Raw genomic sequence first — 20,472 nt, forward strand, 5'->3', positions numbered from 1 at the left:
TTTTCCGGCAGCGGCGTTTTTTTGAATGTCCGGAAATTCCATGCAAATCCTCACCCAACTCATCTTCAGCGGCATAGCGCTGGGCATGATCTACGCGGTCATCGCCTTCGGCTACCAGCTGACCTTTGCGACATCAGATACTCTCAATTTCGGGCAGGGCGACGCGCTCATGCTCGGTGCACTGGTCGGCCTGACACTGGTCGGGCTCGGCGTGAACTACTGGCTGATGATCCCGATCGTCTGCCTGTTCGGTGCCTTCCAGGGCGTGGTGGTGGAACGCATCGGCGTGCGGCCGGCGATCAAGATCAAGTCGGAGTTCGGCTGGATCATGTCGACCATCGCGCTGGGCATCATCTTCAAGAACGTGGCCGAAAACGTCTGGGGTCGCGACGACCTCAAGTTTCCGTCGCCGCTGCCCGAATCGCCGCTCAAGTTCCTCAACGCCAACGTGCTGCCGATGGAAATCCTGGTGGTCGTCGGCGCGTTGCTGATGATGCTGGCGGTCGAGTTCTTCAACCGCAAGACGATCTACGGCAAGGCCGTGGTCGCGACCTTCAACGATCGCGACGCGGCCAAGCTGATGGGCATCAACACCGGTCTGGTCATCACGTTCTCGTACGCGCTGTCGTCGATGACGGCGGCGTTCGCGGGCGTGCTGATCGCGCCGCTGACGCTGACCGGCGCCACGATGGGTGCTGTGCTCGGCCTCAAGGCTTTCGCGGTCGCCATCATCGGCGGACTGACCAGCGGCATGGGCATCGTCGTCGGCGGGATCATTCTCGGCATCGCCGAGACCACGACCGGCTTCTACCTGAGCACCGGATACAAGGACGTTCCCGGACTGGTGCTGCTGCTGATCGTCCTGGCGGTTCGCCCTGCCGGCCTGTTCGGCAAGACCGCGATCAAGAAGGTCTGAAGAAGATGTCGTCCATTGCACCCACTTCCGCCGCGAAGGTCGTCGCTCCGACCGCACCAGAGAAGATGAAGAAGAGCCATCTGCTGATGGTGATCGTCGGCATCGCGCTTCTGCTGCTATTCCCGGTCGGGATCGACAACCCGTACTACATCCATTTGCTCGAAACCATCATGATCTACGCGATCGTGCTGTTCGGGCTCGACATCGTGGTCGGCTATACCGGCCAGGTTTCGCTCGGCCATGCGGGACTTTTCGGACTCGGCGCGTACACGGCCGGCGTGCTGGTCTTCAAGCTGGCCGCGCCGTTCTGGATCACCGTGCCGGCAGCCATCCTGTTGACAGCCGGTTTCGGCGCGCTGCTGGCATTGCCGGCGCTGCGCGTGTCGGGGCCGTACCTGGCGATGGTGACGCTGGCCTTCGGCACCATCATCCAGATTCTCATCAACGAGATGAGCTTCCTCACCGAAGGCCCGATGGGCATCAAGCTGGAGAAGCCGGCGCTGTTCGGCCACAAGCTCGACGAGCGCGAGTTCTACTGGGTCGTCGTGGTACTGATGGTGCTGGCGCTGGTCGTCGTGCACCGCATTCTGCGTTCGCACCTGGGCCGGGCGTTCGAGGCGTTGCGCGGCAGCCCGGTGGCGTCCGACTGCATGGGCGTTTCGGTGTACCGCTACAAGGTCTACGCCTTCGTGATTAGCGCCGGATTTGCCGGTCTGGCTGGCAGCCTGTATGCCTATTCGGAGCAGTACATCTCGCCGAATTCGTACAACTTCGAGCTGACCGTGCTGTTCCTGCTCGCCGTGATCATGGGCGGACGCAAGAGCCGCATCGGCTCGATGCTCGGCGCGGCCATCATCGTGCTGCTGCCCAAGCTGCTGGACGACGTGGTGCTGTTCCGCTACGTGTCGGTCGGGCTGGCGGTGCTGGTCGTCGTCACCGCCGTGGTCGCCATTCAGCGCCAGCGTGCGACCGCATCGCAGATGGCGATCCCGGTCGTTGGCAGCATCGCGCTTGCGGGGCTCGCGTTCTGGCTGGAGACGATGACCGACTGGCGGCTGTCGATCTTCGGCGTGATCATGCTGTTCGTCGTGTACTACCTGCAGGACGGCATCGTCGGCTTCGTGCGCACTGCCTTCAACATCCGCAAGCCGAAGTTGCAGGTAGCAGATCTCGCCGATACGAATGTGCGCTCCGACGCGGTCTCGGTCGCAGCGAATGCCGGTGGCAGCGACGAGGTGCTGAAAGCGACCGGTGTGCTGATGCAGTTCGGCGGCCTCAAGGCGCTGAACAATGTCGACCTGAGCATCCGTCGCGGCACCATCCACGGCCTGATCGGTCCGAACGGATCGGGCAAGAGCACGATGATGAACGTGCTGACCGGCATCTACACGCCGACCGCCGGCGCACTGACTTTTGCCGGTCGTTCGCTGGTCGGACGCACGTCTTCGGACATCGCGCTGTCGGGCATCGCGCGAACCTTCCAGAACGTGCAGCTTTTCGGCGAGATGACGGCGCTGCAGAACGTGCAGGTCGGCCTGCATCACACCTTCGACAGCAACCTGATCGACGTGTCGCTGCACACGCCGCGCTACAAGCGAGAGCGCGATGCAGCCGCACAGCGCGCGCTGAACCTGCTGCGCTTCGTCGGGCTGCAGGAATTGGCGACCGAGGAAGCGCGCAACCTGCCTTACGGCAAGCAGCGCCTGCTGGAAATCGCCCGTGCGCTGGCGCTCGACCCGCAACTTCTGTTGCTCGACGAACCCGCCGCCGGCCTGACTGCGCCCGACATCAAGGAACTGGTCGCGATCATCCGCAAGATCCGCGAGCATGGCGTGACCGTGATCCTGATCGAGCACCACATGGACGTGGTGATGAGCATGTGCGACACGGTGTCGGTGCTCGATTTCGGCCAGAAGATCGCCGAGGGCGAGCCTGCGAAGGTGCAGGCGGACGAGAAGGTCATCGAGGCCTATCTCGGCGGAACGGCGACGTGAACGCGCAGACGGAACAACCCATGCTGACCATCCACAACTTATCCGCCGGCTACGGCAAGGTGCAGGTGCTGCACGGCATCTCGATCGAGGTGCCCAAGGGCAAGGTCGTCACGCTGATCGGCTCCAATGGCGCCGGCAAGACGACGACCATGCGCGCCATCTCCGGAATGATCGCGCCGACGGCCGGCGAGATCACGCTGAACGGCAAGCGTATCGACGGGCTGGAGAGCTATCACATAGCCAAACAGGGGCTCGCGCATTCACCGGAAGGCCGGCGCGTCTTCGCCACCATGACGGTGACCGACAACCTGACGCTCGGCGCATTTCCGCGCCTGACCGGAAGCCGCCCGCGCGGTGACGTGCCTGGCGATCTGGAACGTGCGCTGGAGCTGTTCCCGCGGCTGAAAGAGCGTCGCATGCAGCTCGCCGGCACGCTTTCTGGCGGCGAGCAGCAGATGCTCGCCATGGCGCGCGCCGTGATGCTGAATCCGGAGGTCGTTCTTCTCGACGAGCCGTCGATGGGGCTGGCGCCGATCCTGGTGGCGGAAGTCTTCCGCATCATCGAGCGCTTGAAAAGCGAGGGCGTCACGATGCTGCTGGTCGAGCAGTTCGCGGCCGCTGCGCTGGGTGTGGCCGATTACGGCTATGTGCTGGAGAACGGAAAGATCTCGCTGCACGGGCCGGCGGACAAGCTTCGCGACGACCCCGCAGTGAAGGCCGCCTACCTCGGCGGCGGCGGCCACTGAAAAGACTCAGGCTTCGAGTTCGATCTTGCCGGCTTCGACATACTCGTCGAACGTCGTGCGAGGAATGGCTGTCAGGCCGAGCACGCCGTCGTCCGCCTCCCAGCTGAGGGTGGCACTATCGGGCGCCGTGAGATCGATCTCGACCTTGCCGAGCGGGATTTCGAGCGGCGGCCCGTCTCCGGGTGTGTAGACGACGAGTCCCTTGATGGTGCCGAACTGAGGCATGACGATCTCTCCTGTTGGTGAATTGAATCCGCAGTGATTAGAGCGGGCCGGGCTGGATGCCCGTGTCGGACGACTCGCCGCCGGGCGGGCCGCTGACTTCCGCTTCAGCCGCGAAGCTTAATGTTGCACCATGACTCCATTGCGCCGGGCCGGACTGGCCTTCGTTTTCTTGTGGTTCTTCATCGGCGGGATCGCGCACTTCGTAGCGACCGCGACCGAGATGCGCATCGTGCCGCCGTACATTCCGTGGCCGCGTGAGGTCGTACTGGCCAGCGGAGTGCTCGAGCTGCTGGGCGCGGCCGGATTGCTATGGAGGCCGACCCGGCGCGCGGCCGGTATCGGGCTTTTTCTCCTGACCATCGCCGTCACGCCGGCAAACGTCCACATGCTGCAGGAACCCGGGCTATTCCCGTCGGTCCCTTACTGGGCACTGGTGCTCCGTCTGCCGCTGCAGATAGCGCTGCTGGCGCTGATCGCGTGGACGACCTGGCGCTCCGAGCGTCGGAGCTGACTCAGGCCGTCCACTCGCCGTTTTCTTCGCCGCGCCAGTACTTGATGCGGTCTGCGCCGACCTTGATCAGTACGATGCCCGGCGTGTCGATGCCGTCGTCGAACCAGTGGTCGAGTTCTGCGACCCAGTGTGCTTCGAACTGGTCCTTGTCGCGGATCAGCTCGGCATGTCCGCTCACGTGGATCGACAGGCCATCAGCGCCCTCGAAAGCCAGTCCGACTCGCGGGTTGCGTTCGATGTCGGCCACGGTGCGCGACTGCTCGAACGTGAAATAGAAGGAGTCGCCGTCGTAGTCGACGTCGCCGTTGTTGCTCATGGGCCTGCCTGCAATGGAACCGTCGTCGGTCACGGTGCTGAGCATGGCGATGTCCAGATCGCGCATCATCTTGGCCATGGCTTGGAGGGTGACTGCGGTCATGATTTCGTATTCGGATGAGTTGATGGGATTTGCAACTTATCAACTACGAATCCGCGAGCTGTGGGACGCCGCGCCGTTTTCCACGCGGTTCCATCGATAGACCGTGGCGCGCGATCAGGCGTCGATGAAAAGCGCCGGATCGACCATCGTCCGGTTCAACATCACGCCCCAGTGCAGATGCGGCCCCGTGACCCGTCCCGTGGCACCGACGGCGCCGATCTGCTCGCCCGGGTCGCAGATGTCGCCCGGCTTCACGCCGATGGCGCTCAGGTGGCAGTACATCGTGAGCAGGCCGGCACCGTGGTCCAGCCAGACCGTGTTGCCGTTGAAGAAGTAGTCGCCGGTGTCGATCACCTTGCCGGGAAGCGGCGCGACGATCGGCGTGCCGGTGGCCGCGGCGATGTCCATGCCGCTGTGCGGATTGCGCGACTGACCGTTGAACACGCGTCGCAGTCCGAACGAACTCGAGCGCCGGCCCGGAACCGGAACGCGCATCTTCAGCTCCTGCGGTGGCAGCGAGGCGCTGAACGTCGCCATGACGTCCGCCAGATGCACACGTTCGCGCTCGTAGCGCGCCTGGTCGGCCGGCGAGAGATCGACCGTTCCCGGCGCGACCTTCAGGCGCTGCTCCTGATACTGCTTGCCGGCGATGAGGTAGTCGATCTGCCGCTCCGCCTTGCCGGGGCTGCGCAGCGCGATGTGCGCCGAGCCGGTTCGCGCGGAAAGCGGAATGCCCACCAGCGCCGTCCAGTCGATCGCATCGCCGATCACCAGCAGCGGCACTTCGCCGGCAAAAGCAGCCGGGCGCGTCGCCGAGGGGCCGAGCGAAAGACGCGCCACGCCGCCGGGAACCTGCGCCGGCTGCGGCCAGATGGCGGGCAATGGCGACGGCGACGCTGTGGCCTGACGCGCCGCGGCGGAGAAAGGAAGGGTGGTTGCCGCCGCAGCACCGATGGCGGCGATAAGGGCGGAACGGCGACCGGGCGAGGGTGGCTGCGCAGGGTCTGGCAAGTGTCGAGCAGGCATTGTTCGAGTCTAGCGGCCGATCGGAGCCGAACCTGCTTCAAGGCCCGATGGCGAGCTGGCCCTTCCAGGCCCCGGGTGCCAGTCCATCCAGCGCATACGGGCCGATCGATGCGCGAATCAGTCGCAGCGTCGGGAAGCCGACAGCAGCCGTCATGCGCCGCACCTGGCGGTTGCGGCCTTCCTTGATGGCGAGCTCGATCCACGAGGTGGGAATGCTCTGCCTGACGCGGATCGGTGGCTCGCGGTTCCATATATCGGGCGGCGGATCGAGCAGCCGCGCACGCGCTGGACGCGTCGCGCCGTCGTTAAGCTGGATGCCGTCGCGCAGGGCCGCGAGCGCCGATTCATCAGGCACGCCCTCGACCTGCACCCAGTAGGTCTTTTCCATCTTGAAGCGTGGATCGGCGATGCGCGCCTGCAGCCTGCCGTCGCCGGTGAGGAGCAGCAGTCCCTCGCTGTCCGCATCGAGTCGGCCAGCGACGTAGACATCCGGAACGTCGATGAAATCCTTCAACCCCCGCCAGCGACCTTCGGGCGTGAACTGGCTGAGGACGCCGTACGGTTTGTTGAAGAGAATCAGGTCGGACGGGGGAGGGGCGAGCACCATGGCGCCGGCGAGCTTAGCGCGCCACCGACGTCACTCCAGCTTCCGATCCTCTTTCTTGGCGTCTTCCATTGCCTCGGGTTCGAGTTCCTCGGCGGAGCGGTTGAGGTAGATGAAGGCACCCCAGCCGGCCAGCACCAGGCCGAGCGAGCTGAAAAGCGCCGATGCGTAAAGCATCAACTCCGGCGTCTCGCGCGACTTGAACGTCGCGACCAGTGCCTCGACAGCGATGGCGACGGCGATCACCACGAGAAAGCGGGACAGAAAGCGCCGCACCCGCGTCGGCGCGCCGATGTGCGAATCGCGAATGACTTCTTCCTCGGCAATCGTCTGGGAGATCTGCAGTGCCACGACCGCCGCGGCCAGCAAGCCGATCGCTTCGATCACTGCTTCGCCCGCAGAGGTGTCCAGGCCCTGCGAGAGCGCCATCCACCCGCTGTGCGCTGCGATGACCATCAGCGTGACGCTTGCGATTGCGAACAGGAGCGCCATCACCGCGTGGACGACGGCGTAGATGCGGAGGAAGGATTTCATGGAATGCGCGCTGTGAGGATTCGAGGTGCGCGATTCTGTGTTGCGGGGCGGGCTGCGGGTGTCAGCGATGGGCGCGAAGGATGGGTGCGCTTCTGAAAGACGTCTCTTCAATATGCAAATCGCCGGGGTCAGCGAGAGCTCAGTTCATCAAGAAGAGCATTCGCTTGGTCGAGTCAGGATTTCTAGAACGGACGTCTTGACGTCCTAGAGAAAGGCCTGTGGTTCACGCTGCATAAACAGGTTCGCGGCTACGGTTGATGCTGTCGAGAACAAAAGGGTTGCGTATCGCGCCGGCTTCCACTAGATCGACATCGCGTCCAAGTAGCTGTTCGAGGGCATCTTTGGCTCCAAAAAACGTACTTAGCTCGACAAGCACATCCGGCTCGAACTCAATCAGAAAATCTGCATCGCTGCGAGCCGCATCAAAATCGTCCGAACGTGCAGCCGAGCCGAAAACATCCAGCCTGCGAATTCGATAGCGCTGACAGATGACGGAGATGCCGGCGCGGTGTTGGGCGATGGCGGGATGCATGGCGGGAGTTTAGTCCGCTCCACGCTCGCTCCTGCATACTTTCCCCATGACGCTTTCCACCTACCTCCTCTATGTCGCAGCCGTCGCGCTGCTGATCGCTACGCCGGGTCCGACCATGCTCATGTGCATGACGAACGCCTTGAACCATGGTCCGCGCCAGGCGATGACTTCGGTGGCGGGTTCGGTTTCTGCGGTGTTAGTGGTGATGGTGCTGTCTGCCATGGGATTAGGCGCGCTGTTGGCTACATCGGAAACGGCGTTCACGACCGCCAAGCTGGTCGGCGCGGCGTACCTGATCTGGCTGGGCATCAAGACCTTCCGCAGCGATGCGTCGGCTTTGAAGGTCGAGGGCGATGCGGCAGGGTTGCCACGGCGATCGTTCTACCTGCAGGGCCTGCTTGTCGGCGCCAGCAACCCGAAGGCGGTACTGTTCTTTGCCGCGTTCTTCCCGCAATTCCTGAATCCGGCTGCACCGATGGCGCCGCAGTTCGCCATCCTTGCGATGACGTTCATGGCGTTCGAATTCGCGGTGCTGACGGTTTGTGCGTTGAGCGTTTCTCGACTGGCGCCGTTGCTGAGGCAGAGCGGTCCGGTGCGCTGGGTGAACCGGATTTGCGGCGGGTTGTTTACGCTGATGGGTGGGTTGTTGTTGCTGACGCGTCGGAGTGCGTGACGCGACTCAACTCGTAGACCAAGGGTTGAACAACTGCACCGGCAAACCGGCAAAGTCCTTGGTGTATCTCGCGCGTCAGACCGGCTTCGCGCTCGAACACCAGATCGTCCAGGTCGAACAGCGGGGAGCGTTGCATGAAGTCAACCAGCGTGCCCTGCGGTTGAATCTGCGCGTACTTGACCAGTTCGGACATTCGAGCCTTTGCTGACTACTTCCCCCAACCGTCCCGCATCCCAGCCGCACGATTGAAGACATGTTTCTCGGCGCCAGCAGCCTTCGTATCCAGCACGAAGTACCCGTGCCGCTCGAACTGAATCCCTGCACCGTTCCCCGCATTCGCCCCCGACAGCGAAGGCTCCACGAACGCCGAACAAGCGACCAGACTGTCCTTGTTCAATTCATCCAGCAACTCGCCACTCCCCGGCTTCTCCGCAGCGAACAACCGCTCATACAGCCGCACTTCCGCAGGAACAGCATCAGCCACCGCCACCCAGGTGATATTCCCCTTCACCTTCACGGCATCCGCCCCCGGCGTCCCACTCTTCGTGTCCGGCAGCAGCCTCGCCTGCACCTCGACCAACCGGCCTTCCGAATCCCGCGTCGCACCGATGCATTCGATCGTGTGGCCATACTTCAGCCGCACCTTGTTCCCCGGGAACAGCCGGAAGAATCCCTTCGGCTGCACGTCTTCGTAGTCCGTCCGCTCGATCCAGACTTCCCGCCCGATCTTGAAATGCCGCAGGCCGACGCTTGCATCGCGTGGGTTGATCGGCGCGGTGCAGTCGTCGAGCATGCTTTCATCCCTGTTCGCGCCGCCCATCACTTCGCCCCAGTTCGTCAGAACCAGCTTGACCGGGTCCAGCACGGCCATCGCGCGGGGTGCGATCGGGTCGAGGGTGTCGCGCAGCGCAGCTTCTAGGCTTGCGTAGTCGATCCAGCCGCCCGATTTCGTGACGCCGCTGCGTTCGCAGAACAGCTTCAGCGCCTCGGGCGTGTAGCCGCGGCGGCGCAGCCCTGCGAGCGTGGGCATGCGCGGATCGTCCCAGCCGTCGACATGGCCTTCCTCCACCAGCTGGCGCAGCTTGCGTTTGCTGGTGATGACGTGCGTAACATTGAGGCGTGCGAATTCGTATTGGCGCGGATGCGGCGTGGCGATCAGGCCGCCTTCGGACAGGCGGTCGAGCAGCCAGTCGTAGAAAGGGCGCTGGTCTTCGAATTCGAGCGTGCAGATGCTGTGGGTGATCTGCTCGAGCGCGTCTTCGATCGGGTGCGCGAAGGTGTACATCGGGTAGATGCACCATTTGTCGCCGGTGTTGTGGTGGGTGGCGCGGCGGATGCGGTAGAGCGCCGGGTCGCGCATGTTGATGTTCGGGCTCGCCATGTCGATCCTGGCGCGCAGGATGGCTGCGCCGTCTTCTAGCTTGCCGTCGCGCATCTCGCGGAAACGGGCGAGGTTCTCGGCGACGCTGCGGCTGCGGAACGGGCTGTCGGTGCCGGGCGTGGTGAAGTCGCCGCGGTTGGTGCGCATGTCTTCGGGCGATTGCTCGTCGACGTAGGCGAGGCCGGACTCGATCAGGTATTCCGCCGCGCGATACATGAAGTCGAAGTAGTTGCTGGCGAAATACTCGTGCGGCTGCATCGTGCCGGGCGCGCTGGGGCGGTCGGCAAGGTAGGTTTCGTAGCCGAGCCAGTCGATCGCATCGCGGATCGAATCGACGTATTCCTGCTCTTCCTTTTCAGGATTGGTGTCGTCGAAACGCAGGTGGCAGACGCCGCCGTATTCCTTCGCCATCTCGAAGTTGAGCCAGATGCTCTTGGCATGACCGATGTGCAGATAGCCGTTGGGTTCCGGCGGAAAACGCATTCGGACCTTGGCCGGGTCGGCCATGCCCTGCGCGTGGTGCTGCGCGTCGCCGGGTGAACCGCCCCACTGGCGTGTTGCATAGGTGTTCTGCTCGAGATCGTTTTCGATGACGTGGCGTAGGAAATTGCCCACTTTTGGAGCGTTTTTGTCGGCGGGGGAGGTCATCCGTTCATTCTAGGCGGCACCATTTCAGGGTTACGTCTGGCAACGAACTTCACCGAGCCGAGTGAACCTGATCGACGACTGACGCGTTCAATGCAGGCACAGGGCGCTTTCGCCCTTCATCAAGGAGCCAAAATGACTCTCTCACGTTCGACTTTCTTCAAATGGGCCGCTGCCGGTGCAGTGGCTGCTGCAGCGCTCTTCGGCGCCGCCGCCGCCAATGCGCGCACCGACATAGGTGTTTCGCTCGGCTTCGCGGCGCCCGGCGTCGTCGTCGGCGGACCGCAGTATTACGCGCCCGCACCCCAGTACTACCAGCCGCCGGCCCCGGTCTATTACCAGCCGCCGCCACCGCCGGTGTATTACCGCCCGGCGCCGATCTACTACGCGCCGCCCGCACCGGTCTATTACGGCCCGCCGCGTGGCTACTACCGTCCGGCACCCGGCTATTACCGCGACGGCCGCGACGGTTACGACCGTCACGACAGATACGATCGCCGCGACTGGCGCTGAGTCGGTCTGAGGGGCCGATGGCGCGACTGACGCTTTACCGACGCTTTACGGCGCTGTAGGCGGACGGTCGCAAAGCCTGTGTCGGTGCAGGCTACGATCCAGACCGAAGCGCCCGCCGAGGCCGCTATTGCTCAGGATTTTTCCCCATGGACCCCCGACCGCCGCCGACGCCTCCCGCCTTTTCCGACGCGCCAGCGCCCACTCCCTTGATCGTCCGTCGGCGTCGCTGGCTCGGTGGCGCTGTCGCCGTACTGGCGACTGCAGCGTTGATCGGCGGTGCCTGGTATCTGGCAAACAGGCCGCCAGCAGCCACTGCGGGCGCGCCGACGGCCGGCGGGCCACCGGGTCCGGGTGGACCCGGCGGACCACCAGGCGCAGGCAGCGGAAGCGGCGGGTCCGGTCCGACGCTGGTCACGGTCGGCATGGCGACCGCCACGCGCGCCGACATCCCCGTCTACCTCGACGCACTGGGCACCGTGACGCCTGTCACGACGATCACGCTCCGCGCCCAGGTTTCCGGCGTCATGACCGACGTTCTCTTCACCGAAGGCCAGCTGGTCAGGAAAGGCGACGTGCTAGCGCGCATCGACCCGCGCCCTTTCGAGCAGGCGCTGATGCAGGCGCAAGGCACCCGGCAGCGCGATGAAGCGCAACTGGAAGCCGCGCGCGTCACGCTGGAGCGCTACCGAACGCTTCTCGGCCAGGATTCCATCGCCCGGCAGGATGTCGACACGCAGGCCGCACTCGTGAAGCAGCTGCAGGGCACGGTGCTGACCGACAAGGCGGCCGAGGGAACGGCAAGACTCAATCTCGACTACACGCGCGTCACGTCACCCGTCAGCGGTCGCGTCGGCCTGCGGACCGTCGACCCCGGCAACTACGTCGCCGCTGGCGCCACGACCGGCATCGCCACGATCACGCAGATGACGCCGATCGACGTCCAGTTCGCGGTGCCGCAAGACCGCGTGCCCGACATCGAGGCGCGCGTGCGCTCCGGCGCGAAGATGGCCGTGACGGCGCTCGACCGCACCCGCGCGACCCAGCTCGACGTCGGCATGTTTTCGACGCTCGACAACATCGTCGACACCACCACCGGCACCGTCAAGGCCAAGGCGCGCTTCGCCAATGCGGGCAGCACGCTGTTCCCGAGCCAGTTCGTGAACGTGCGGCTGCTGTTGCGCACCATCGGCGGCGCTGTCACGGTGCCGGTCACGGCGCTGCGAACGTCGGGCACCGGCAACTACGTCTACGTGATCAACGACAACCGCACGGTGACGATGCGGATGGTGAAACGCGGCGAATCGACGGTCGAGACGGTCGTCGTCACCGAAGGTCTGAAGGAGGGCGAGCGCGTCGTCACCGAAGGCGGCGACCGCCTGAAGGACGGTTCCAGCGTGCAGCTGCCGACCGACGCGCCGCGTCCGCGTTCGGGCGCTTCCGCTGCGGCAGGGGCAGCAGCTCCGCGCGACGGCGCCTCCGGCCCGCGTCGGCGGCGCCCGGAATGAGCCCGTCGCGCCCGTTCATCGAGCGGCCGGTCGCGACCGCGCTGCTTATGGTCGCGATCGTGCTGGCGGGGCTGGTCGGCTTCAAGTTCTTGCCGCTGTCTGCGCTGCCGCAGGTCGATTACCCGACGATCCAGGTCCAGACGCTGTACCCCGGCGGCAGTCCGGAAGTCATGAGCCGCACCGTCACCGCGCCGCTGGAGCGCCAGTTCGGGCAGATGCCGGGTCTGAACCGAATGAGTTCGACCAGCGCGTCGGGCGTGTCAATCATCACGCTGCAATTCGGCCTGGGCGAGACGCTCGACGTGGCCGAGCAGGAGGTGCAGGCCGCCATCAACGCCAGCAATTCGCTGCTGCCGGCCGACCTGCCGGCGCCACCGGTCTATGCCAAGGTGAATCCGGCCGACGCGCCGGTGCTGACGCTCGCGATCAGCTCCGGCACGATGCCGCTGACCGAGGTGCAGAACATCGTCAACACGCGGCTGGCCCAGAAGATCAGCCAGGTGTCCGGCGTCGGGCTGGTGTCGCTGGCCGGCGGGCAGCGGCCTGCCGTGCGGATCCAGGCCGACACCGCCGCGCTCGCCGCGTACGGCATCGGGCTCGACACGCTGCGCACCGCCATTACGAACGCGAACGCCAACAGCGCCAAAGGCAGCTTCGACGGGCCGAAGCGCTCGTACACCATCAATGCCAACGACCAGCTCGTTACCGCCAACGATTACAAGAGCCTGATCGTCGCCTTCCGCAACGGCGCGCCGGTCCGCATGACCGACGTGGCGACGGTGGTCGACAGCGCGGAGAACACGAGGTTGGGCGCATGGTCCGGCATCGACGGGCAACTGACGCCGTCGATCATCCTGAACGTGCAGCGCCAGCCCGGCGCGAACGTCATCGCTACCGTCGACGCGATCAAGAAGCGCCTTCCCGAACTGCAGGCCGGCCTGCCCGCGACGCTCGACGTCAAGGTGCTGAGCGACCGCACCACCGGCATCCGCGCGTCCGTGAAGCATGTCGAGATCGAGCTGCTGCTGGCGGTGCTGATGGTGGTGCTGGTGATTTTCTTCTTCCTGCACAGCCTGCGCGCCACCGTCATCGCGAGCCTCGCCGTGCCGATTTCGCTGATCGGCACTTGCGGGCTGATGTACCTGATGGGTTACAGCCTGAACAACCTGAGCCTGATGGCGCTGACCATCGCGACCGGTTTCGTGGTGGACGACGCGATCGTGATGATCGAGAACATCTCGCGCTACCTGGAGGAGGGCGAGGCGCCTTTCGCCGCCGCCATCAAGGGTGCGGCGCAGATCGGCTTCACCATCATTTCGCTGACGGTGTCGCTGATTGCGGTTCTTATCCCGCTGCTGTTCATGGGCGACGTGGTCGGTCGGCTGTTCCGGGAGTTCGCGGTGACGCTGGCGATCACGATCCTGATATCCGCTGTCGTTTCGTTGACGCTGGTGCCGATGATGTCGGCGCGCTGGCTGAAGAGCGAGCCGCACAACGCGACGCGCGGGCTGGCCGGCAAGGTGCAGGCGTTCTTCGACCGCGTGATCGCGCGCTACGACATCTGGCTGCAATGGGTCTTCCGGCGGCAGGGGCTGACGCTGATCGTCGCACTGGCCACGATGGGGCTGACGGTACTTCTGTATGTCGTGATCCCGAAAGGCCTGTTCCCGACGCAGGACACCGGCCAGCTGCAAGGCCGCATCGAGGCGGCGCAGGACGTGTCGTATGCGCGGATGGCCGAGTTGCAGCAGGCGGCGGCGCGCGCGATCCTTGCCGATCCTGAAGTCGAGAGCCTGAGTTCGTTCACCGGCGTCGATGCGGCCAACAACACGATGCTCAACACCGGCCGCATGCTGATCAACCTGAAGGCCGATCGCGGCGCGCAGGAAGCGACGATGAACCGGCTGCGCCTGCGCGTGTCGCAGGTGGCTGGCGTCACGCTGTATCTGCAACCGACGCAGGACCTGACCATCGATGCCGAGACCGGGCCGACCGAGTTCCGTTTCTCGATCGAAGGCGTGGATTCGGCGACGGTGACGCAGTGGGTGAACAAGATCCGAGCGCGACTTGCCACCGTGAAAGAAGTGCGCAATGTGACCAGCGATGCGGGCGCGCAGGGCCTGTCTGCGTATGTCGACATCGACCGGGCGACGGCTTCGCGGCTGGCGATCACTGCGAGCGCGGTCGACGATGTGCTTTACAGCGCATTCGGGCAGCGGATCGTCTCGACGATTTTTACCGAGACGAACCAGTACCGCGTGATCCTGGAAGCCAAGACGGATTCGATCGAGACGCCGCAGCAGCTCGGCACGCTGAACCTGAAGACCGGCTCGGGTGCATCGACACCTCTGTCGGCAATCGCAACGGTGCGGGAGCAGCTGGCGCCGCTGCAGATCACGCACGTGGCGCAGTACCCGGCCGCGACGGTGGGGTTCGATACGGCGGACGGCGTGTCGCTCGGGCGGGCGGTGGATGCGATCCGGCAGGCGGCAAAGGATGTCGGGCTGCCGGTGGGCGTGACGATGACGTTCCTGGGCGCTTCGGGGGCTTACGAGAATTCGCTGTCGAACCAGCTGTGGCTGATATTGGCGGCGGTGGTGTGCGTGTATATCGTGCTGGGTGTGCTTTACGAGAGCTACGTGCATCCGCTGACAATTCTGTCGACGCTGCCTTCGGCGGGGGTCGGTGCGTTGCTGGCGCTGATGGTGACGGGCAACGACCTGGGGGTGATCGGGATCATCGGGATCATTCTGCTGATCGGCATCGTGAAGAAGAACGCGATCATGATGATCGACTTCGCGATCGACGCGGAGCGCAACCAGGGGATGACGCCGCTGGAGGCGATTCACCAGGCAGCGCTCTTGCGCTTCCGGCCGATCCTGATGACGACGCTGGCTGCGCTGTTTGCTGCGGTGCCGTTGATGCTGGGATTTGGGGAGGGCGCGGAGTTGCGGCGGCCGCTCGGGTTGGCGATTTTCGGCGGGCTGGTGGTGAGTCAGGTGTTGACGCTGTTCACGACGCCGGTGATTTATCTGGCGTTCGACCGGGTGGGGCGGAGGTTTTCTCGGCGCTCTGGTCATGAGGTTGTGGCGTGACTTTTGCCGTTGCCGTTGCTGATGCTGATGCTGCCGTCGTTGATGGGGCTGTTGGGGTCGCTGGCGGGGCCGCCCGGTGGATGAAGCGGCTGGGGCGACCCTGCTGCGCCGGCCCTTCGGGCTCCCTTGCGGTGCTCGCTTCAGGCGGGGTCCAAAGAACTCGCTTCGCTCAGACAGCTTTGGCCCTGATCCGCCTGAAGCTGCGCTCCTCAGCGGCGCAGAAGGGTCGCCCCAGCCGCTTCATCCACCGGGCTATGGGGGTGGCGCGACTTGTGCGCTCGCTGCTGACAGTTGAACGACCGCTGCGCCGGTATTACTCCCTCTCCCTCAGGGAGAGGGCTGGGGTGAGGGCAGCGGCCTTCGAACAAGCACATCCGATCGACCGCCGCCGCTGCCGGTGTTACTCCCTCCCCTACCGGGGGAGGGCTGGGGTGGGGGCCGCAGCCTCCGAAATCGCGGACCTTTGCTACCGCGCCTCCCCATGAACCTCTCCAGACCCTTCGTCGAGCGTCCCATCGCGACGATCCTCCTGACTATCGGCATCGCCCTGGCCGGAATCGCCGCGTACTTCGTGCTGCCCGTTTCGCCTTTGCCCAAGGTCGATTTCCCTGTCATCTCCGTCACTGCCAGTCTCGCCGGCGCCAGTCCGGACACCATGGCCAGCAGCGTTGCGACGCCGCTCGAACGCCGACTCGGCACCATCGCCGGTGTCAACGAGATGACGTCGACGAGCTCGACCGGCTCTGCCCGCGTCACGCTGCAGTTCGACCTCAACCGAAACATCGACGGTGCGGCGCGCGAGGTGCAGGCCGCGATCAATGCCGCGCGGGTCGATCTGCCGGCCACGTTGCGCAACAACCCGACCTATCGCAAAGCCAATCCCGCGTCGGCGCCGGTGATCATCCTGGCGCTCACGTCCAAGACCAAGACGCCGGGGCAGATCTACGACGCGGTGTCGAACATCGTCAGCCAGCGGCTGGCGCAGGTCGAGGGGGTGGGGGACGTGGAGATCGGCGGCGGGTCGCTGCCGGCGGTGCGGGTGGAGTTGTTGCCGTTCGCGCTGAACCAGTACGGGATCAGCACGGAAGACGTGCGCGCCGCCATTCAGGCAACGATTGCCAATCGACCGAAGGGCGCGATCGAGGGCGAGGGGCGGCGGCTGCAGATCTACACGCCTTCGCCGGGGCGGCAGGCGGCGGAATACCGGTCGCTGATCGTCGCGTGGCGCAACAACGCGGCGGTGCGGCTGTCGGATGTGGCGAACGTGCAGGACGGCGTCGAGAACCGGCGCACGCTGGGGCTTTTCAACGGTCAGCCGGGAATCATCGTGCTGATCACGCGCGACCCGAACGCCAACATCATCGAAACGGTCGACCGTGTGCGTGCGCTGGTGCCGGAGTTGCGCGCGCAGCTGCCGCAGGACATCGAAGTGGCGGTGGCGTCGGACAGCACCAATTCCATCCGCGCGTCGCTCAAGGAGATCGAGTTCACGCTGATGATTTCGATCGTGCTCGTGGTGCTGGTCGTCGGGCTGTTCCTGCGCAAGGTGCGCGCGACCATCGTGCCGGCCGTGGCGACGGTGGTGTCGCTGCTCGGCACCTTCGGCGTGATGTATCTGCTGGGTTTCAGCCTCAACAATCTGAGCCTGATGGCGCTGACGGTCGCGACCGGTTTCGTGGTCGACGATGCCATCGTGGTGCTGGAGAACACGATGCGCCACATCGAGAACGGAATGGACCGCGTGGAGGCGGCGCTGCTCGGGGCGCGCGAGGTCGGGTTCACCGTGCTGTCCATCAGCCTGTCGCTGGTGGCGGTGTTCATTCCGCTGCTGTTCATGGACGGGCAGATCGGCCGGCTGTTCCGTGAATTCGCGGTCACGCTGTCGGCGGCGGTGATGATTTCGCTGGTCATTTCGCTGACGACGACGCCGATGATGTGCGCGCTGCTGCTGCGCCCGGAACCCAGGGAAGTCGACGGTCCGCAGCGTCGCGCTTCGTGGCCGGTGCGCTGGGCCGAGCGCAGCTACGACGCGGTGTTGCGCACCTACGAGCGCAGCCTCGACTGGGCGCTCGACAGCAAGGCGCTGGTCATGCTGATCCTGCTGGCCGTGGTCGGACTGAACGTCTATCTGTTCGCGAAGATTCCGAAAGGATTTTTTCCGCAGCAGGACAACGGCCAGCTCAACGGCGGATTGCGCGCCGACCAGAGCATCTCTTCGCAGGCGCTGGGAGAGAAGCTGAAGCAGGCTGTCGACATCATCCGCGCCGATCCTGCAGTCGACACGGTGGTCGGGTTTTCGGGCGGCAGCCGTGCGGGTGGCGGCTTCATGTTCGTCAACCTGAAGCCGCTGGCCGAGCGCAAGGTGGCGAGCGAAGTCGTCATTGCACGGTTGCGACCGCAGCTGAACCGCCTGACCGGCCTGCGCGTGTTCCTCGGCCAGGTGCAGGATCTTCGCGGCGGCGGGCGGTCGAGCAATTCGACCTATCAGTACACGCTCAAGGCCGACAACCTTTCCGATCTGCGCACCTGGACCAACAAGCTGGTCGAGCGCCTGAAGACCGAACCGTCGCTGACCGATCTCGACAGCGACCAGTCCGACAACGGCGTCGAGACTTTCGTCACCGTCGATCGCGAGAGCGCGTCGCGCCTCGGCATCACGTCGAGCGCCGTCGACAGCGCGCTCTACAACGCGTTCGGCCAGCGCTCGGTCGCGACGATCTACGACGAGCTCAACCAGTACGCCGTCATCATGGAATGGGCGCCGCGTTTCATGCAGGGGCCGCCCGCGCTCAAGGATCTGTACCTCCCGACATCGGCTTCGTCGCTGACCGGCACCACCGTCGTCACGACCTCCGCCAACCCCGGACAGCGCGGCGCTTCGACCGGCGCGCCGCTCAGCACGGCGCCGACGACGATGGTGCCGCTGAGCGCCGTCGCGAAGATTTCCGAGCGCGCGATTCCGACATCGATCTCGCACGAAGGCGGCGAGCTGTCGAGCACCATTTCGTTCGACCTCGCGCCCGGCGTCGCGCTCGGCGCTGCACAGAAGATCGTCGAGCAGGCCGGCGCCGACATCGCCATGCCGATCAACGTGCGCGGCGCTTTCGGCGGATCGGCGGCGACGTTCCAGCAAGGGCAGGGCCAGCAGTTCTGGCTGATCTTCGCGGCGCTGGTGGTGATCTACATCGTGCTCGGCGTGCTCTACGAAAGCCTGGTGCATCCGATCACCGTGCTGACGACGCTGCCTTCTGCCGGCGTCGGCGCGGTGCTGGCCTTGCTGCTGTTGCGGATGGAGTTTTCGGTCATCGCGCTGATCGGCGTGTTCCTGCTGATCGGCATCGTGAAGAAGAACGCGATCCTGATCATCGATTTCGCGCTGGACGCCGAACGTGCCCGTGGGCTGACCGCGACCGAAGCCGTGCGCGAGGCCTGCATGCTGCGCTTCCGCCCGATCCTGATGACGACGATGGCGGCGGCGCTCGGCGCGCTGCCGCTGGCGATCGGCTTCGGGCAGGGCTCGGAGCTGCGGCAGCCGCTGGGCGTCGCGATCATCGGCGGGCTGATCGCCAGCCAGTTGCTGACGCTGCTGACCACGCCGGTCGTTTACGTGCTCATGGACAAACTGCGCCGCCGTGCGCCGAACGAGCACCTGCTCGCGCGCGGCACCGAGCCGCCGGACCCGGCTGGCCTCACACCTTCTCACTCGACATGAACGCAACGTCCTTCCGATCGACCGCCGTCGTCCTCGCGCTCGCCGCACTGCTCGGCGGTTGCGCCGTCGGGCCGGTCTACGAGCGCCCCGTCACCGCGGTTCCCGCCGCCTGGAAAGAGGCGCCCGCCGCCGAAGGCTGGCTGCCCGCCGCGCCCGCCGACCTGCTGGATCGCGGGCCGTGGTGGCAGCTTTTCGGCGATGCGGGGCTGAACGAACTGGCCGAGCGCGTGCAGGTGTCGAACCAGAACATCGCCGTCGCCGTTGCGAATTACGCGCAGGCGAGGGCGCTGGTACGCGAGCAGCGTGCGTCGCTGTTTCCGACGCTTGGGCTTTCGGGCGGCGCGTCGCGCAGCGGCAACCGCGACGGCGACCGCACGACCGCGACCGGCAGCGCCGACGTGTCGCTCGGCGCAAGCTGGACGCCCGATGTCTGGGGCCGTCTGCGCACGGCGGTCGGCAGCGCCGAAGCGCAGGCCCAGGCCAGTGCCGCCGATCTGGCCGCCGCGCGCCTGTCCGCACAGGGCTTGCTCGCATCCAACTATTTCTCGTTGCGCGAGACCGATGCCGAACTCGCGCTGGTCGGCGAGACATTGGCCGGCTACGAACGCTCGCTGACGATCGCGCAGAACCGCTACCAGGCCGGCATCGCCGCGCAGAGCGACGTTTCGCAGGCGCAGACGCTGCTCGCCAACACGCGCGCCGACCGCGTCGCATTGCAGCGCTCGCGCGCGAACCTGGAACATGCCATCGCCGTGCTGGTCGGCGTGGCGCCGTCCGACTTCGGCATTCCGGCGCTCGCTGGCTGGACGCCGGTGGTGCCGTCCGTACCGCTCGGCGTGCCGTCGACGCTGCTGCAGCGCCGGCCCGACATCGCCGCCGCCGAGCGCTCGGTCGCGGTGGCGAATGCGCAGATCGCCATCCAGCGCTCGGCGTACTACCCGAGCCTGAGCCTGAGCGCGTCGCTCGGCCGTTCGTCGACCAGCGTTTCGGACCTGTTCAGCGCTTCGAACGTGCTGTGGTCGCTCGGCCTGTCGGCGACGCAGGTGATCTTCGATGCGGGTGCCATCGGTGCGCGGGTCGATGCGGCGAAGGCGGCGTACGACGCGTCGGTGGCGAGCTACCGGCAGACGGTGCTGACGGCGTTCCAGTCGATCGAGGACCAGCTCACCGCAACGGCGAGCCTCGCGGAGCAGGAGGTCTTGCGCCGCGAAGCCTCGGCCGCCGCCGACCGCACCGAGCAGCAGATTCTTAACCGCTACCGCGCCGGGCAGGTGAGCTATACCGAAGTGGTGACGGCGCAGGCCACGGCGCTGAACGCGCGACGAACGGTGTTGCAGCTGGTGGCGAGCCGCCAGAACGCAGCGGTCGCACTCATTCAGGGCCTCGGCGGCGGTTGGACCGGAATATGAACGTAGCCTGACACGCTGCTTCGCCATAATTGG

18 protein-coding genes are annotated in these 20,472 nt (G+C 65.4%); 10 read left to right on the plus strand and 8 right to left on the minus strand.

Annotated features, from left to right (window positions below):
- Positions 1-40 precede the first annotated feature (40 nt).
- The 3 genes from ACSFA3_RS14300 to ACSFA3_RS14310 all read left to right on the plus strand — a co-directional run bounded on the left by ACSFA3_RS14300 (position 41) and on the right by ACSFA3_RS14310 (position 3,656).
- Positions 41-916, plus strand: a complete 876-nt coding sequence (locus ACSFA3_RS14300; RefSeq protein ID WP_435506104.1) for a branched-chain amino acid ABC transporter permease — start codon at positions 41-43, stop codon at positions 914-916.
- A gap of 65 nt (positions 917-981) precedes the next feature.
- Positions 982-2,910: a branched-chain amino acid ABC transporter ATP-binding protein/permease gene (locus ACSFA3_RS14305; RefSeq protein ID WP_435506232.1), complete on the plus strand. Its 1,929-nt coding sequence runs from the start codon at positions 982-984 to the stop codon at positions 2,908-2,910.
- A 20-nt stretch (positions 2,911-2,930) separates the two neighbouring features.
- Positions 2,931-3,656, plus strand: coding sequence for an ABC transporter ATP-binding protein (locus ACSFA3_RS14310; RefSeq protein ID WP_435506105.1), 726 nt, complete (start codon positions 2,931-2,933; stop codon positions 3,654-3,656).
- A gap of 6 nt (positions 3,657-3,662) precedes the next feature.
- Here ACSFA3_RS14310 and ACSFA3_RS14315 read toward each other — a convergent pair whose 3' ends face one another.
- A complete protein-coding gene (locus ACSFA3_RS14315; RefSeq protein WP_435506106.1) occupies positions 3,663-3,881 on the minus strand; it encodes a hypothetical protein in 219 nt (72 codons plus the stop codon).
- A gap of 130 nt (positions 3,882-4,011) precedes the next feature.
- Between ACSFA3_RS14315 and ACSFA3_RS14320 the strand changes: the two genes are divergently transcribed.
- Entirely contained in the window at positions 4,012-4,392 is a 381-nt protein-coding gene (locus ACSFA3_RS14320; RefSeq protein ID WP_435506107.1) for a DoxX family protein, read from the plus strand.
- A gap of 1 nt (position 4,393) precedes the next feature.
- On the opposite strand, the gene ACSFA3_RS14325 is transcribed toward ACSFA3_RS14320, so the two are convergent.
- The 5 genes from ACSFA3_RS14325 to ACSFA3_RS14345 all read right to left on the minus strand — a co-directional run bounded on the left by ACSFA3_RS14325 (position 4,394) and on the right by ACSFA3_RS14345 (position 7,506).
- A complete protein-coding gene (locus ACSFA3_RS14325; RefSeq protein ID WP_435506108.1) occupies positions 4,394-4,810 on the minus strand; it encodes a pyridoxamine 5'-phosphate oxidase family protein in 417 nt (138 codons plus the stop codon).
- 114 nt (positions 4,811-4,924) lie between these two features.
- Positions 4,925-5,836, minus strand: a complete 912-nt coding sequence (locus ACSFA3_RS14330; RefSeq protein ID WP_435506109.1) for a peptidoglycan DD-metalloendopeptidase family protein — start codon at positions 5,834-5,836, stop codon at positions 4,925-4,927.
- A 37-nt stretch (positions 5,837-5,873) separates the two neighbouring features.
- Positions 5,874-6,443 carry a pseudouridine synthase gene (locus ACSFA3_RS14335; RefSeq protein WP_435506110.1) on the minus strand — a complete coding sequence of 190 codons (570 nt, stop codon included), beginning with the start codon at positions 6,441-6,443 and terminating at the stop codon, positions 5,874-5,876.
- 30 nt (positions 6,444-6,473) lie between these two features.
- Positions 6,474-6,974: a hypothetical protein gene (locus tag ACSFA3_RS14340; RefSeq protein WP_435506111.1), complete on the minus strand. Its 501-nt coding sequence runs from the start codon at positions 6,972-6,974 to the stop codon at positions 6,474-6,476.
- A gap of 223 nt (positions 6,975-7,197) precedes the next feature.
- A complete protein-coding gene (locus ACSFA3_RS14345; protein WP_435506112.1) occupies positions 7,198-7,506 on the minus strand; it encodes a nucleotidyltransferase family protein in 309 nt (102 codons plus the stop codon).
- 46 nt (positions 7,507-7,552) lie between these two features.
- Here ACSFA3_RS14345 and ACSFA3_RS14350 point away from each other — a divergent pair, with 46 nt between their 5' ends.
- Positions 7,553-8,179, plus strand: coding sequence for a LysE family translocator (locus ACSFA3_RS14350; RefSeq protein WP_435506113.1), 627 nt, complete (start codon positions 7,553-7,555; stop codon positions 8,177-8,179).
- On the opposite strand, the gene ACSFA3_RS14355 is transcribed toward ACSFA3_RS14350, so the two are convergent.
- Both ACSFA3_RS14355 and ACSFA3_RS14360 read right to left on the minus strand, forming a co-directional pair.
- Positions 8,133-8,372, minus strand: a complete 240-nt coding sequence (locus ACSFA3_RS14355) for a hypothetical protein (protein ID WP_435506114.1) — start codon at positions 8,370-8,372, stop codon at positions 8,133-8,135. The two genes, ACSFA3_RS14350 and ACSFA3_RS14355, sit on opposite strands and share 47 nt — an antisense overlap.
- Positions 8,373-8,387: 15 nt before the next feature.
- Positions 8,388-10,208, minus strand: a complete 1,821-nt coding sequence (locus ACSFA3_RS14360; RefSeq protein WP_435506115.1) for a glutamine--tRNA ligase/YqeY domain fusion protein — start codon at positions 10,206-10,208, stop codon at positions 8,388-8,390.
- Between the two features lie 132 nt (positions 10,209-10,340).
- Between ACSFA3_RS14360 and ACSFA3_RS14365 the strand changes: the two genes are divergently transcribed.
- The 5 genes from ACSFA3_RS14365 to ACSFA3_RS14385 all read left to right on the plus strand — a co-directional run bounded on the left by ACSFA3_RS14365 (position 10,341) and on the right by ACSFA3_RS14385 (position 20,439).
- Positions 10,341-10,718, plus strand: coding sequence for a hypothetical protein (locus tag ACSFA3_RS14365; RefSeq protein ID WP_435506116.1), 378 nt, complete (start codon positions 10,341-10,343; stop codon positions 10,716-10,718).
- 146 nt (positions 10,719-10,864) lie between these two features.
- The gene (locus ACSFA3_RS14370; protein ID WP_435506117.1) at positions 10,865-12,223 is read left to right on the plus strand and encodes an efflux RND transporter periplasmic adaptor subunit; all 1,359 of its coding nucleotides are present in this window, start codon (positions 10,865-10,867) and stop codon (positions 12,221-12,223) included.
- Positions 12,220-15,318 (plus strand): efflux RND transporter permease subunit, encoded by a 3,099-nt coding sequence (locus ACSFA3_RS14375; protein WP_435506118.1) that lies wholly within the window; start codon positions 12,220-12,222, stop codon positions 15,316-15,318. The genes ACSFA3_RS14370 and ACSFA3_RS14375 overlap by 4 nt, the downstream gene beginning before the upstream one ends.
- A 481-nt stretch (positions 15,319-15,799) precedes the next feature.
- Entirely contained in the window at positions 15,800-19,030 is a 3,231-nt protein-coding gene (locus ACSFA3_RS14380; protein WP_435506119.1) for an efflux RND transporter permease subunit, read from the plus strand.
- Positions 19,027-20,439, plus strand: coding sequence for an efflux transporter outer membrane subunit (locus tag ACSFA3_RS14385; protein WP_435506120.1), 1,413 nt, complete (start codon positions 19,027-19,029; stop codon positions 20,437-20,439). The genes ACSFA3_RS14380 and ACSFA3_RS14385 overlap by 4 nt, the downstream gene beginning before the upstream one ends.
- Positions 20,440-20,472: the final 33 nt, after the last annotated feature.

Source organism: Variovorax glucosi (assembly GCF_051216695.1).
Classification (GTDB): Bacteria; Pseudomonadota; Gammaproteobacteria; order Burkholderiales; family Burkholderiaceae_C; genus Variovorax.

What these genes read in the sequence shown, in the direction of transcription:
- ACSFA3_RS14300 (WP_435506104.1), top strand. Translation starts at nt 41, where the DNA reads ATGCAAATCCTCACCCAACTCATCTTCAGCGGCATAGCGCTGGGCATG.
- ACSFA3_RS14305 (WP_435506232.1), top strand. Translation starts at nt 982, where the DNA reads ATGAAGAAGAGCCATCTGCTGATGGTGATCGTCGGCATCGCGCTTCTG.
- ACSFA3_RS14310 (WP_435506105.1), top strand. Translation starts at nt 2,931, where the DNA reads ATGCTGACCATCCACAACTTATCCGCCGGCTACGGCAAGGTGCAGGTG.
- ACSFA3_RS14315 (WP_435506106.1), bottom strand. Translation starts at nt 3,881, where the DNA reads ATGCCTCAGTTCGGCACCATCAAGGGACTCGTCGTCTACACACCCGGA.
- ACSFA3_RS14320 (WP_435506107.1), top strand. Translation starts at nt 4,012, where the DNA reads ATGACTCCATTGCGCCGGGCCGGACTGGCCTTCGTTTTCTTGTGGTTC.
- ACSFA3_RS14325 (WP_435506108.1), bottom strand. Translation starts at nt 4,810, where the DNA reads ATGACCGCAGTCACCCTCCAAGCCATGGCCAAGATGATGCGCGATCTG.
- ACSFA3_RS14330 (WP_435506109.1), bottom strand. Translation starts at nt 5,836, where the DNA reads ATGCCTGCTCGACACTTGCCAGACCCTGCGCAGCCACCCTCGCCCGGT.
- ACSFA3_RS14335 (WP_435506110.1), bottom strand. Translation starts at nt 6,443, where the DNA reads ATGGTGCTCGCCCCTCCCCCGTCCGACCTGATTCTCTTCAACAAACCG.
- ACSFA3_RS14340 (WP_435506111.1), bottom strand. Translation starts at nt 6,974, where the DNA reads ATGAAATCCTTCCTCCGCATCTACGCCGTCGTCCACGCGGTGATGGCG.
- ACSFA3_RS14345 (WP_435506112.1), bottom strand. Translation starts at nt 7,506, where the DNA reads ATGCATCCCGCCATCGCCCAACACCGCGCCGGCATCTCCGTCATCTGT.
- ACSFA3_RS14350 (WP_435506113.1), top strand. Translation starts at nt 7,553, where the DNA reads ATGACGCTTTCCACCTACCTCCTCTATGTCGCAGCCGTCGCGCTGCTG.
- ACSFA3_RS14355 (WP_435506114.1), bottom strand. Translation starts at nt 8,372, where the DNA reads ATGTCCGAACTGGTCAAGTACGCGCAGATTCAACCGCAGGGCACGCTG.
- ACSFA3_RS14360 (WP_435506115.1), bottom strand. Translation starts at nt 10,208, where the DNA reads ATGACCTCCCCCGCCGACAAAAACGCTCCAAAAGTGGGCAATTTCCTA.
- ACSFA3_RS14365 (WP_435506116.1), top strand. Translation starts at nt 10,341, where the DNA reads ATGACTCTCTCACGTTCGACTTTCTTCAAATGGGCCGCTGCCGGTGCA.
- ACSFA3_RS14370 (WP_435506117.1), top strand. Translation starts at nt 10,865, where the DNA reads ATGGACCCCCGACCGCCGCCGACGCCTCCCGCCTTTTCCGACGCGCCA.
- ACSFA3_RS14375 (WP_435506118.1), top strand. Translation starts at nt 12,220, where the DNA reads ATGAGCCCGTCGCGCCCGTTCATCGAGCGGCCGGTCGCGACCGCGCTG.
- ACSFA3_RS14380 (WP_435506119.1), top strand. Translation starts at nt 15,800, where the DNA reads ATGAACCTCTCCAGACCCTTCGTCGAGCGTCCCATCGCGACGATCCTC.
- ACSFA3_RS14385 (WP_435506120.1), top strand. Translation starts at nt 19,027, where the DNA reads ATGAACGCAACGTCCTTCCGATCGACCGCCGTCGTCCTCGCGCTCGCC.